Genomic DNA, 13,696 nt, shown 5'->3' with positions numbered 1-13,696 from the left:
GGATTTACTTGAAGTTGCGGATGCGGTCGATGTTGGCCTTGCCAAACTGCTTCTCGAACTCGGCGTTGACCGGACCCAGGGCCGCCACAAACTTGGCCTTGTCGACGTTCTCGACCACGGCCATGCCCTTGGCACGCAACTCGGCCGCACCCTTGGCGTCGTCGGCGTCCACACGCTCGCGGTTGGCCTTGGCGCCGACCTTGGCGGCTTCCAGGAACGCCGTCTTGTCGGCTGCCGACAGCTTGTCAAACGCCGCCTTGTTCATCAGGAAGATGCAGGGCGAATAGACGTGGCCGGTGAGGGTGAGGTGTTTTTGCACCTGGTCAAACTTGGCCGACATGATCACCGACAGCGGGTTCTCCTGGCCGTCCACCGTACCTTGCTGCAGGGCAGTGAACACTTCCGGGAAGGCCATGGGGGTGGTGATGATGCCAAAGCCCTTGTAGGCGGCCACGTGCACCGGGTTTTCCATGGTGCGCATCTTCAGACCCTTGAGGTCTTCGGGCGCATTCACGGCACGTTTGCTGTTGGTCATGTGGCGAAAGCCGTTTTCGGCCCAGGCCAAGGCCTTGAAGCCCTTAGCGTCAAACTTGCCCAGCAGATCCTGGCCGATCGGGCCATCCAGCACGGCGCGGGCATGGGCTTTGTCGCGGAACAGGAAGGGGATGTCCAGGATCTTGGCTTCGGGCACAAAGTTGGGCACCGGGCCGGTGGAGGAGAAGGCCAGTTCCTGGGTACCCAGTTGCACGGCTTCAATGGACTCGCGCTCGCCGCCGAGGGCGCCGGAGTAGAAGGTCTGGATCTTGTAGCGGCCACCGGTGCGTTTTTCGACTTCCTTGGCAAAGGTGTCAATCGCCACGCCCTGGTGCGAGTTCTGCGCCACCGAAATGCTGATTTTCATGGTGGTCTGGGCGGCAGCACTCGCCATGAAACCCACGGCCAACGACAGGCCAATAACCAGTTTGCTCAATTTCATCAAGGTCTCCTCGGTTTATAAAACAGTGGCGCTGGCAAAGAGTCAATTCACCAGTTCACCCAAAATTTGTCATACAACTTGGGTATTGTTATCGCGTCGCCAGCTTGACTGCGTAGGGATTTTCCCTGATGTAGTCGCGAATGATGTCCTCAAAACAAGCGTCGGCCAGCAGACCCAGGTCACGGGCGCGCGCCGCATGGATGCGGGCCGGCCAGGTGTTGACGATGGCGCTGATGGCGGGGTCCGGCGTCCAGTCGATCAGCTCGATGGCGGCGCGGCCAGCCACCCGTTCCAGCGCGGCCGCCATCTCGGCCGGGGTGGTGGTCAGGGCCGGCAAGTTCAAGCCGGTACGCGGGCCCCAGGCCTGATCGCTGGTCTGGGCCGCGCGGATCAGGCCTTCGATGGTACGGGCTGGCGACGACAGGGCCACCGCCGTGTCGGGCGCCACCGGGCACACCGCCCGCACACCCGCCAGCGGCTCCCGGATCATGCCGCTGAGAAAGCTCGATGCCGCGCCATTGGGCCGGCCCGGGCGCACACTCACCGTCATCAGGCGCACGTTGCGGCCCTGGACAAAGCCTTTGCGGGTGAAGTCGGCCACCAGTTGTTCACCGATGAATTTCTGGATGCCGTAACTGCTCTGCGGCGTTGGCAGGGTGTTGTCTTCGATGGCAGGCGGCAGAGGCAGGCCGGGCGCATCACCAAACACAGCGAGTGAACTGGCAAACACCACCATGGGCCGGGTCTGAAGCGCCCGGCAGCGCTCCAGCAAGGTCAGCGTGGCGGCCAGGTTGCTGCGCATGCCGAGGTCAAAATCGGCTTCACACTCGGCGCTGACAGCCGCCGCCAAATGAAAAACAATAGCAGTCTGATCAGTAACGACGCGGGCTGGAGCCTTATTTTCTTCAAGAAGTTCATTGAGATCGCCCACCAGCGCTGTCACCCGGGGGTCGGCCAGCAGATCAGCAGGCGGCTGGGCACGGTCTACCAGGGTGATCTGACTGATGGGCTGCGCAGCACCACCGGCCAGCGACAGCTGCCCCTGCGCCAGCAGTGCGCGCGCCAGGCGCACACCCAAAAAACCGGCGCCACCGGTGATCACAAGCTGGCAGGCTGGTACAGCCTGAGGGTTTGGATTCGACATGGAAAACTCCTCGTTGTTCGTTATTCAATGGATGGGCTGGTCCAGGCGGCATCCGGCTGCCAAGCCGCCGCCCACGCCACCAGATCGGGCGCGGGCATCGGCCGGGCAATGCCGTAACCTTGTGCCAGTTCGCAGCCCAGACGCAGCAGCGCCGTGCCATGGGCGACGGTTTCCACCCCTTCGGCAATGACCTCGCGGTGAAACGCCCGTGCCAGCCCGATGATGCCATTGAGAATGGCCTGATCATCCGGATCATCCAGCATGTCACGCACAAAACTCTGGTCGATCTTGAGCAAGGCCACCGGCAGGCGCTTGAGGTAGGTCAGTGACGAATAACCGGTGCCAAAGTCGTCCAGCGCAAACATCACCCCCAGGGCACGGCAATCGGCAATGACCTGCGAGACGCCGTTGATGTCTTCCAGGGCACTGGTTTCCAGCACTTCCAGCGCCAGTTGCCCCGGTTGCAGGTCCGGGTATTGCGCCAGGATGGCCTCAAGCCGCGGCACGAAGTCGCGCTGCTGCAACTGGCGCGCCCCCACGTTCACACTCACCGGCAGGTTCAGACCCTGGCGCTGCCAGTCCTGCATCTGGCGCAGGGCGGTGTGGATGACCCATTCACCGACCTCAATCGCCAGCACGTGGCTTTCAATCACCGGCAGGAACTGTGTCGGCGCCAGCAGGCCACGCTGTGGATGCTGCCAGCGAATCAGCGCCTCGGCCCCGACCACCTCGCCACTGTGCATGTTGACCTTGGGCTGGTAATGCAGCACCAGATGGCCGTCGATGAGGGCCTGGCGGATTTCCTCCAGGCTTTCAAAATGCCCGCGCGCGCTGCGGTCCTGCTCGGCATCAAACAGGTGGTAGCGGTTTTTGCCAGCCAGCTTGGCCTGGTACATGGCCTGATCAGCCTGGCGCTGCAGCTGGTCTGCATCTATCTCCTCGGCCTGCGGGTAGAACGTCACCCCCAGACTGGCTGATACCTGCAAGACCACGCTGTCCAGATGCAGGGGTTCGGCAGCGGCCACCAGCAAACGTGTCAACAGTGGATAGCAGGTGACCATGTCCGGCAGATCCACCAGCACCGCCACAAACTCATCTCCGCCGATGCGCGCTAATGTGTCACCTTCGCGCAGGGTGTCTTTCATGCGTGCGGCCACCCCCATCAACACCCGGTCACCTGTATCGTGGCCATGACGGTCGTTGATGGCCTTGAAGCCGTCCAGATCCAGATAGGCCACCGCCAGCAGTCGGCCGCGCCGCTGTGTCTGCACCATGGCCTGCTGCAGGCGATCGGCCAGCAGCACCCGGTTGGGCAGATTGGTGAGGGCATCAAAATGGGCAATCCGCTCCAGCTGCTGCTCATGCTCCTTCAGCGCGGTGATGTCGGTGAACAGGGACACATAGTGACGGGTTTGGCCCTGGGCGTCGCGCACCGCGCTGATGGTCTGCATCTCGGCATACAGCTCGCCATTGCGGCGCCGGTTCCAGATTTCGCCACACCAATAACCCTTGCCCTGGATGTCGCGCCACATCGCTCTGTAATACGCGGGGGTCTGCCGGCCCGAACTGAGCAGGCGTGGGTTCTGGCCCAGAGCCTCCTGCCGGCTGTAACCGGTGATGCGGCTGAACGAGTCGTTGACATCCATGATGGTGCCGTCGAGTTCGGTGATCATGATGCCTTCACGGGCATGGACGAACACGCTGGCGGCCATCTGCAGCCGCTCTTCGCCGCGCCGGCGTTCACTGATGTCATGCACGGCCGAGATGAAATACAGCGGTTGCCCGTGCGTAGCGCGCACCAGATGTACCGCCAGACTCACCCATACCAGACTGCCGTCCTTGCGGGTATACCGCTTCTCCAGGCTATACCCCTGGATCTGCCCGGCCAGCAGGCGCTGGACTTGTTCAAGGTCCGGGCCTCGATCTTGCGGTGGCGTGATCTGCTGAAAGGTGAATCCTTGCGCCAGGAACTCCTCGGGGGAATAACCCAGCATGTCGCAAAAGTACTGGTTGACTTTCAGGAAATGCCCCTCGGGCGACACCTGGGCAATGCCCACGGCAGCGTTGTCAAACACCGCATGGAACAGGGCTTCACTGTCGGCAATGGCCTGGTTCTTGGCCTGGAGATCGTTCTGGTAAGCGGTAAACAGCTGACGCAGCCAGCGCGAAAAGCCATAAGACGCCAACAGCCCGAAAAACAACGCCAGCGCCAAAGGCAGCAGCCACTGCACCATGCGCTGGCCGGTGCTCAGCTCACGCGCCAGCTCCTGGTTCAGCGTGGCCTGCAATTCGTCGTCGCGGATGGTGGCCACCACCGTCCAGCCCCAGGGTTCCACCAGTTTCACCAGCGCGGTTTTGGTCACACTTGTCGTGGCGCCGTCTTCCTGCCACTGGTAATGCACCACACCGCCACCTTGGCGTGCCTGCGTCAGCAACTGTGTCAGCGCCTCACGGCGCTGGGCCGAAAGCCCATGGGGGTCATGTCCCTCCGCGGCGCCAGCCGTCAAAGACAGCAGCAGATGCCCCTGGCGATCAATCAAGGCAATATAACCACTCTGGCCAAAACGCACCGTCCGCAGCCGGGCAATCACCTCCTGCTGCTGCGCCTGTTCCCACAGATGGGTGTAGTCGCCGGTGCCAATCAGCCAGTCAAAAGGGGCGAAGTAGCGTACATAGGCCAGTTTGTCAGCCATGACCTTGGGTGCCTCGGGGGCATACCAGCGGTAGCTGGCATACCCCTGCCCGTCCGGCTTGCGGGCCGCGTCGATCAGGCCACGCATGATGTAGCGGCCGTTGTCATCCCGGTTGTTCAGATTGGTGGTGCCTTCAAGCTGCGGGGAGGTGGGCAGCAGGATGAATTGGCCCGACATGTCATCGATGAAGTAGTAACCCCGGCCATCGTAGAAGCGCACGGGCCGCAGCGCCTCGGTGATCAGCCGCTTGACCTCTTCAGGCTGGTGTTTGGGAATTTCCCGGTCATAAATAGCCTGCGCCACCTGCATCGCGGTATCCACCTGCACGCGCAGGCTGCGGCGCAACACCTCCTGGGTCCGTTGACGTGTGAAATCGAGGTAACTGACCGCAGAGTCCAGTTCGGTCTGAAGGCGTGACTGCTGCTGGCTGCTGACACTTTGGGCCACCCGCTCCAGTGAGGCTCGATGCTCCGCGGCGCTGCGCCAGGAGAAAAAGGCGGCCAGTGCCAACGTCAGCGCCAAGACGATGGTCAGGGTGCCGATCAGGTGTAACCGGGGCAGGGTCTGTGCGTTGGCCGTGAATCGCACGTCAGTGGTCCTGCAGTTGTGTCATATGTTTTTCCTGGATTTTTCCAACGCGGGCGCAATGATTTTAAGCAGCTGACGTCCCGTCCGGGCACGTCAGCCCGTTGGTGAAATATACGAAAAACTATCCCTATCCTATCCAATAGATAGCCTATGAGCGCATCTAACGGTCCAACGAGCCACCGCAGTACAGCAAACGCTTTTTGGCTTGTTTTTGATTGAGTAAAATAACTCAATTATGGAAAACTACCAGCGCGCAGCGTCCCTCCAGCTTCAAGAGCGAATGGCTGAACCCGTCCGCCGCCTCATCGTTGTGGCCGGTCCCAGGCAAATCGGCAAAACAACTGCCGTCCATCAGGTGCTACGGGGGCGACCGCAAGCATCCTATCAATTCCATGCGGTCGATGCCCCCACCTCCAGCGTCAATGATCTGCCCACAGATTTCAGCACCGAGACCGGGTCTGGTCTGGTGTTTCGCTCCGGCAGCGACACCACACGCGACGAAAAGTGGTTGATTGAGCGCTGGCAAGCGGCACGACAGGCCGCCCGCTCCTGGTACAACCAGTCCATGCAAGCCCTGCTGGCAGGCAAGCCACCCCAGACCAAGGCCCCAGACACTGCCCCGCCCCCCTATGCGCTGGTGTTCGACGAGATACAGCACATTCCCAACTGGTCTGGCGTGGTCAAAGGTCTGTGGGACCAGGATCGCGCCCAAGGGTTTGCCATGCACGTTGTGGTGCTGGGCTCCGCCCCGCTGCTGATGCAACGCGGCTTGAGCGAAAGCCTGATGGGCCGCTTTGAGCTGCTGGAAATGACGCACTGGTCGTACAGCGAAATGCGTGACTGTTTTGGCTTCACACTCGACCAATACATCTACTTCGGCGGCTACCCGGGACCGGCGCCACTGGTCATCCAGGGGCAAGAACTGCGCTGGCGCGACGAAGTTCTTCACAGTCTGATTGAGCCCAATCTGGTGAAAGACATCCTGGCACTCGCCCGCATCGAAAAACCAGCCGTCCTGCGCCAGCTCTTTGAACTGGGTTGCTCGTATTCGGGCCAGATCGTCGCCTTGACCAAACTGCTGGTGCAGCTCAACGACGCAGGCAACACCACCACCTTGACGCACTACCTCAAGCTGCTGCGCGCGGCGGGGCTGCTGGCCGGGCTGGAGAAATACGCCGCCCAGGTGATCAGGCAGCGCGCCGCCCCACCCAAACTGAACGTGCTCAACACCGCCTTCGTGTCGGTGTACTGTGGCAAAACCTTCGCCCAAGCCCGGGCCGACCATGCGCTCTGGGGCCACTTGGTGGAAAGCAGCATCGGCGCCCACTTGCTCAACTCTGCCGTTGATGGCATGCGCGTGGCCTACTGGCGAGAGAGCCCCTTTGAGGTGGACTTTGTCTTGCAACACGGTGACCGCATTGCCGCACTCGAAGTGAAGTCTGCTGCACACAACCAAAGCGCCCGAAAGGGCTTGCGCGTCTTCGCCGAAAAGCATGCGCGACTGAACATCCGCACCGAGGTGCTCGGCGGAGACGATTTCGCCCTGGCGGACGCGCTCACCCAGCCCGCCAGCCATTGGTTGCCAGAGCCATGAGCGCGTACGCCGTTGATCCCTTGGCGCGAACCTGCACCGAGCTTTTGCCCGCCGAAGACAACCCGTCCAACCCGGGATCACACCCGGTCATCACCATTCGCGAGTTGGTGACTATCCCCGTATTTGTGCTCCTGGGTGAGCCGGGCATGGGCAAATCCGAAACGATGAAAGCCTTGGCAGCGTTGGCGCTGGGGGAACACGGCAAACCGATGACGGTCAACGACTTCATCGTTCTCGCCATGCCTATGCAAAATGCAAAACTCCCTGTTTTCATCGACGCACTGGATGAAGCCCGCGCCAGCGGCGACACCACGGTATGGAAAGAACTGCGCCGCAGCATTGCCCAAAGCCAGCTGAAGCGATTTGGCGTGGCTTGCCGAGCCGCCGACTGGTACGCCACTGACGCGCAAGACCTGGCTACAGTAGCGCAAGGACAACGTGTTCGGGTTTTTGCACTGAACCCGCTCACACCCGAGCAGCGCCACGCTGTACTGGAACACGAAGGTGTCCAGGACGTGAGTACCTTCGAGCAACAAGCGCAGACCTTGGGATTCGGCGACATGCTCGGCAACCCGCAGTCTCTCCTCTTGCTGGCAGCCGCCGTCAAGACCAACCATAACCAGTGGCCACAGACCCGCCGTGAGGCCTATGAGCTGGCCTGCCAAAAACTGGTGACGGAGAGCAACCAACGCCACGCCCGAGCGCAGCAATCCGCCGCGCTGCTGAGTGATGCGGTCTTGCTAGATGCCGCAGGCTGGTTGTGTGCACTCATGCTCTTGAGCAACCAGAATGAAATGGCCGATGACACACTGAGCCTAAATACCCTCGCAAGCCTGCGACTGCCCGAGGTGCTGGATGCCTTACCTGCCAACAGTTTTTCAGCAAATGCCATCCAGCAGGTGTTGCAGCGCCGGTTATTCACCAAACCCAGGGGTTACACCGCAACCCACCGCACCGTGGCCGAATACCTGGCCGCGCGTCACATCGCCGGACGGATCGCACACGGGGGACTGTTGGTCAGCCGAGTCTCTGCGTTGATGCTGGCATCGTCCCAAAACCTGGTGAGCAACTTGCGCGGCCTTGCGGGCTGGTTGGCCGCGCTGAGCGAACCGATGCGCGCAACAATCTTCGAGGCAGACCCGGCTGCGGTGCTGGACTATGGCGATTTGCACTTGCTCTCACCCAGCGCCAAGCAGGCTTTGATCGAACAACTGGCAGTGAACCCCAGAGCAAGGAGCGAGGGCAATCTGTGGCAAAAGGCTGCAGCTCATGTGCCGTTGGTGCAAGCCGATATGCAAGACTTTGTGACGGCGTGGCTGCAGTCCTTCAGAAAAATCGCTCACCCAACCAGCCAGCAGAGCTTGGTAGCCGATGTGTTGCTGTGTGCGCTGATTCACTTGCCCGCTGACACGCGTTGGGAACCGATCCTGCTTCAACTGGTCCGGGACGAAAACTTGAGCGAAGGCGACCGCAGCATAGCGCTCCAAGCGCTCTACAGACACAACTCGCACCACTCGGTGCTGACGGCGCTGCTGGAGGACATTCACCACGGGACGTTGAGCGAACCCAGAGGTCGCTTGACCGACAGCTTGCTGCGACACCTCTACCCGGAACACATCCGGCCTTCGCAAGTGCTTGGCTTTCTCAAGTCAACCCATCTTTCGGGTTACCAGCCAGGTTTTCCCATGTTCTGGGGGTACTACATCCCCAAACAAACACCGTTGAATCTCTTGCCGGAGTTGATGGAGGCCCTGGAGCGCGCTGTGGATGCCAACACCTTCTCCCAAAACGGCTTTGCAATGGCAAGTCACCAACTTGAGGGATTGGAAACCTTGGCTGTCACCGCCATACTGACCTTTGGTGCTGAGATTGAAGTAGCCAAACTTTCGAGTTGGCTCTTGATGTTCTTCGATAACGACACCAAGACAGCACCATTCCGCCATCTGAACGCGGCAAATATCCAACGTTTAAACGAATGGTATCGCGCGCATCCGAACCTGATCAAACAGGTGATGGCACACCAGGTTCGCGAAGGCGCGAGCAGTTGGACGGCTCAGCACCATTTTCCAATGGACACCCTACCAAGAGGCATGGGCGCGTTCTGGCTGGAGCAAGCCAAGGCTTTAGAAACCAATGATGAACCGGTCAAAGCGCAGGATTGCCTGACCACCGCTTTCTGGTGGATTGACCAAAAAGACAGTGACATCACGCTTAATGACTTGGAAAACGCGGCAAGGCACAGCCATGTTCTCTGCGCGGCACTTGAACCACTGCTGTCTTCATCTTTGAGCGACGACAACTGGCGGCGAAAACACTGGCTTCAAGACAAGAAATACCGCGATACAGAAGCAGACCGGCATGAACTGAACGAAAGGAACCGTCGCTATTTGCTGGATCATTTAGACGATGTACGTAATGGCAAACTACTCAGCTACCTCAGTGAAGCTGCATGGGCAGATATGAAGGACTCTGGTTACGGCGGGGGTCCTGATGGACACCTGTTCGACCAGTGGCGAGAGAAACACCCCGAGCTGGATGAAGCCACCCGCCAGGGCTACCAAACGATCCTCACCCAACTGACATCCAATCAAGCAACCAGCGCAGTCAAGAGCCACAAGACGAGCCAGATCTTGAACATTGAGCTGCCCTGTCTGCTCGCCGCCCAACAGCTATTCACAAAGAACCCGCAGCAATTGTTCGACTTGGGCGAGGAACGGCTCAAAGCGGTGCTGACCCTTTTCCTCCTACATCACAGTTCCACGCACAAATGGTTCCTGGCCTTGGCCGAACGCCAACCGGATTGGGTTGAATCAGTGTGGTGGTCGTTGTGTGAAAGCAGCCTTCGATCCAGAAAAATCATTCGCATCCCGCAAATCAGCTTATTGCGGCATGAGGCTGCCTTGCGCCCCATGGCGTTGCGCCTGCTTCCGCGCATCCTCTTGAAGTGGCCCAGCAAAGTCAGGGAATATGACTTCCCCGAATTTGTGCAGGTGCTCGACCTTGTGCTGGCGCAATGTGCACCCGCTGAGGTCAGCCACATGCTGGCTGAGCGGCTAAAACGGAAATCGCTGGGCTCTCTGCAAACAGGTTATCTGCTCATGGCGGGCCTTTGGGTGGATCACCCGACCTTCGCACCTCTGCTGCAGAGTTTGCTGAACAAGAGGCAGATTGAACAAACCGAGCTATTGGGCTTCATTGCCCACCTGCGCCGCTACGGTGGCACCCCGGAGCCACTGCCTGGATGGGATGCCGCCACGCTTGGGCTGTTGTTCCGGATTTTTGGTCCGCTGTGCCCTTCCGAAAGACCAGAAGGCATCAATACGATTGGCAAAAAGGACGAGGGGCGCTCGTTCCTCCATCAACTGCTGGCTGCTATGCGAAACGACACCAGCGAAGCCGCTCAGCAAGAACTTCAACACCTGTTGACCGAGCCCGCTTTGAACCATTGGAAGCACCGACTCGAAGAGACGCTGTCGCGACAAGCCCAGGCCAGAGCAGAGAAGGCTTTTGCATTACCAACACCCCGACAGGTGGCACTGACGCTGCAAAACAAAACACCGGCCAATCCGGCTGACTTGATGGCGGTTGCGCTGGATGCGCTGCACACCTTGCAGCAGACACTACGCAACAGTGACACCAACCGATTGAACAGGTTCTGGACGGTTGACGCGGCAGGAAAACACCCGCAAGCACCGCACCGCCCGGAGCCCGAATGCCGCAATGCCATTGCGGAATGGCTGCGTGCCGATCTCAAAGACTTCGACATATCGGTTGCCATCGAAAACCAGCACGGTGCTCAAAACCAGTCGGACATCGTGCTCCGGGTACAAACTGCCGCACACCAAGAGATGCTGTTGCCCATCGAAATCAAAGGCGACTGGAACCGGGATTTGTGGACTGCAGCAACAAAACAACTCGCCAAGCAATACGCCAGCGAGCCCCGCTGCCATCACCAGGGCGTCTATCTGGTGCTGTGGTTGGGCAGTAACCGCGGAAAGGCAGCCAAGCCCAAATTGCATCCCAACAACCCCACAAACACGCCAGCCGACCTGCAAGCCTGCTTGCAACTTGAAACCACTCAAAAAACCAACAACCAGAACATCCGGGTGTTTGTCCTGGACATCTCGATTCCCGATTGAACCGCCTCCGAGCCTGAACATGACAGCGCCAGGGCCAACTCAACCCCCACTGGCATGCGCTTGGCGCAGGCAGGCCTGGAAAGCCAGCGTCACCCGGGCAGCCTGGGGCGAGGCGCGCACGATGCCAAAAAAGCTGCAGCTGTAGCTGAAGACCTGTGGCCGCAAGGCACGCAGCCGGCCCTGACGCACAAAACTTTCAGCATAGTGGTCCGGTAAAAAGCCCAGGAAACGGCCCGAAAGAATCAGGGTGGCGATCGACTCCTGGTCGTAGCCTGTGGCCTGGCGCGCCAGGTGGACCTGCTGCGCCAGTTCCATGTTCGGCGAGTGGTAACCCAGGCCGGCAAAACGATGCTGGCGCAGCGCGGCCCAGTGGGCCGGCTCCCGCGCAGGTTCCGCCGCAAACAGGGGATGGGCCTGCCCGCAGTACAGATACATGGTTTCGGTGAACAACTCGTCGTAGGCCAGGGTGCTGGCGCTGCGATGACCAGGGACGATGCCGACCTGGAACTGGCCATCCAGCACACCACGCTCAATCACATTCAGCGGCGCCACATGCAGGTGCAGGTTGACATCAGGGGCCTGGGCCTGGAACAGCGCAATCGCCTCACCCAGGTGGGCAGCGGGGTTGCTGGCGGTTTTGTCAAACACGGCAATGTGCAGCTCGCCGCCCATGCGCTGGTGGATTTCGTCGACCCGGCTGCGGAAGGCGTCCACGCCGCTGAGCAGGCGCAGGGTCTCGGCATAAATCTGCTCGCCCTCGGGGGTCAGCGCAAAACCGGCGCGGCCCCGGCGGCACAGGGTCAGGCCCAGGCGGGTTTCCAGGTCCTTGATGTGGCGGCTGACGGTGGAGGTGCCGATATTGAGCTCCAGTTCGGCAGCGCTCATGCCGCCACAGTCCACCACGGTTTTGAACACCCGCAGCAAACGGATGTCCATGTCGCTCAGCTGGCCCAGGGCAGCGCGGGTTTTTACTTGCATGAATCAGCAACCAAGTAGTGATAGTTAGTCAATCATAAGAGTAAAACACTGCTCAAAATCAGCACCTTGTCGCCACCCTTGAAGGACTTCCTGCCATGAACCTGACCGATGCCAAAGCCTTGACCCAACCCCGACTCGATGCCGCCTGGCTCGATGCCCACTGGATGCCTTTCACGGCCAATCGCAATTTCAAAGCCAACCCGCGCATGATGGTGGGGGCCGAAGGTTGTTACTACATCGACGCGGATGGCCGCAAGATATTCGATGGCTTGTCAGGTCTGTGGACCTGCGGCCTGGGCCATGGCCGCGCCGAGATCACCGAAGCCGCGACACGCCAGCTCGCCACGCTGGACTACTCCCCAGCCTTCCAGTTCGGCCACCCGCTGTCTTTTGCGCTGGCCAACAAGCTCAAGGAACTCACCCCCGCCGGGCTGGACTATGTGTTCTTCACCGGCTCGGGCTCCGAGTCGGCTGACACCTCGCTGAAGATGGCGCGGGCCTACTGGCGTGCCAAAGGTCAGGCCAGCAAGAGTCTGCTGATTGGCCGCGAAAAAGGTTACCACGGCGTGAACTTTGGCGGCATTTCGGTCGGCGGCATTGGCGGCAACCGCAAGGTGTTTGGCCAGGGCATTGCGGCGGACCACCTGCCGCACACCCAACCACCCGCAGGCTCGTTTGTGCGCGGCATGCCGGAGACCGGTGCCGAGCTGGCCGATGACTTGCTCAAGCTGATTGCCCTGCACGATGCCAGCAACATCGCCGCCGTGATTGTCGAACCCATGTCGGGCTCAGCCGGTGTGGTGATTCCGCCCAAGGGCTACCTGAAACGCCTGCGCGACATCTGCACCGCGCACAACATTCTGCTGATTTTTGACGAGGTCATCACCGGCTTTGGCCGCATGGGCGCGTGGACCGGGGCCGAGGCGTTTGGGGTCACGCCCGACATCATGAACTGCGCCAAGCAGATCACCAACGGTGCCCAGCCGCTGGGCGCGGTGCTGGCCAGCAAGGCCATTTACGACACCTTCATGGCCACCGGCGGGCCAGACTACATGCTGGAATTTGCCCACGGCTACACCTACTCGGCCCACCCGGTGCCCTGCGCCGTCGGCCTGGCCACGCTGGACATTCTGCAGCGCGAGAACATGATCGACCGCGTCAAGGCCTTGGCCCCACACTTCGAGAACGCCGTGCACAGCCTCAAGGGGACCAAACACGTGGCCGACATTCGCAACTACGGCCTGGCCGCTGGTTTGACGATTGCCGCGCTGCCCGGCGAACCCGCCAAGCGGCCTTACGAGATTGCCATGGCGATGCTGCAAAAAGGCTTCTACGTGCGCTATGGCGGCGACACCATCCAGCTCGCCCCGCCGTTCATCAGCACACCCGAGCAGATTGACAGCCTGGTGAATGCGCTGGGTGAGTGCATCAACGCCACGGCGTGACACCCGGTATGCACATTGCCATCCTGACGTTTGAAGGTTTCAATGAGCTTGACTCATTGATCGCGTTTGGCATGCTCAGTCGCCTCACCCTTTTGGGTGACAAGGACTGGCGTGTCAGCATCGCCAGCCCGACGGCGCG

At 60.5% G+C, this 13,696-nt stretch carries 7 protein-coding genes and 1 pseudogene; 4 read left to right on the top strand and 4 right to left on the bottom strand.

The window, feature by feature from the left end:
- Positions 1-4 precede the first annotated feature (4 nt).
- From PHW99_RS05330 to PHW99_RS05320, 3 genes are all read right to left on the bottom strand, one after another.
- Complete coding sequence (locus PHW99_RS05330) at positions 5-976, bottom strand: TRAP transporter substrate-binding protein (RefSeq protein ID WP_300174508.1); 972 nt, start codon at positions 974-976, stop codon at positions 5-7.
- Positions 977-1,064: 88 nt separating this feature from the next.
- Entirely contained in the window at positions 1,065-2,120 is a 1,056-nt protein-coding gene (gene denD / locus PHW99_RS05325) for a D-erythronate dehydrogenase (protein ID WP_300174506.1), read from the bottom strand.
- A gap of 20 nt (positions 2,121-2,140) precedes the next feature.
- Positions 2,141-5,401, bottom strand: coding sequence for an EAL domain-containing protein (locus PHW99_RS05320; protein ID WP_300174504.1), 3,261 nt, complete (start codon positions 5,399-5,401; stop codon positions 2,141-2,143).
- 280 nt (positions 5,402-5,681) lie between these two features.
- On the opposite strand from PHW99_RS05320, the gene PHW99_RS05315 reads away from it, so the two are divergent.
- Together PHW99_RS05315 and PHW99_RS05310 are read left to right on the top strand one after the other, a co-directional pair.
- A complete protein-coding gene (locus PHW99_RS05315; protein WP_300174502.1) occupies positions 5,682-6,995 on the top strand; it encodes an AAA family ATPase in 1,314 nt (437 codons plus the stop codon).
- Positions 6,992-11,134 (top strand): hypothetical protein, encoded by a 4,143-nt coding sequence (locus tag PHW99_RS05310; protein ID WP_300174500.1) that lies wholly within the window; start codon positions 6,992-6,994, stop codon positions 11,132-11,134. Before PHW99_RS05315 ends, PHW99_RS05310 begins: the two co-directional genes overlap by 4 nt.
- A 39-nt stretch (positions 11,135-11,173) precedes the next feature.
- On the opposite strand, the gene PHW99_RS05305 is transcribed toward PHW99_RS05310, so the two are convergent.
- Positions 11,174-12,112: a LysR family transcriptional regulator gene (locus PHW99_RS05305; protein ID WP_300174498.1), complete on the bottom strand. Its 939-nt coding sequence runs from the start codon at positions 12,110-12,112 to the stop codon at positions 11,174-11,176.
- A 95-nt stretch (positions 12,113-12,207) separates the two neighbouring features.
- Here PHW99_RS05305 and PHW99_RS05300 point away from each other — a divergent pair, with 95 nt between their 5' ends.
- Together PHW99_RS05300 and PHW99_RS05295 are read left to right on the top strand one after the other, a co-directional pair.
- Positions 12,208-13,557 (top strand): aspartate aminotransferase family protein, encoded by a 1,350-nt coding sequence (locus tag PHW99_RS05300; RefSeq protein ID WP_300174496.1) that lies wholly within the window; start codon positions 12,208-12,210, stop codon positions 13,555-13,557.
- Between the two features lie 8 nt (positions 13,558-13,565).
- Positions 13,566-13,696 (top strand): annotated as a pseudogene (locus PHW99_RS05295) (AraC family transcriptional regulator); the annotation flags it as partial.

The organism is Rhodoferax sp., assembly GCF_028689305.1.
Taxonomy (GTDB): Bacteria; Pseudomonadota; Gammaproteobacteria; order Burkholderiales; family Burkholderiaceae_C; genus Rhodoferax.
Note: the sequence above shows the minus strand (reverse complement) of the source record. Positions and strands in the feature narration are given on the sequence as shown.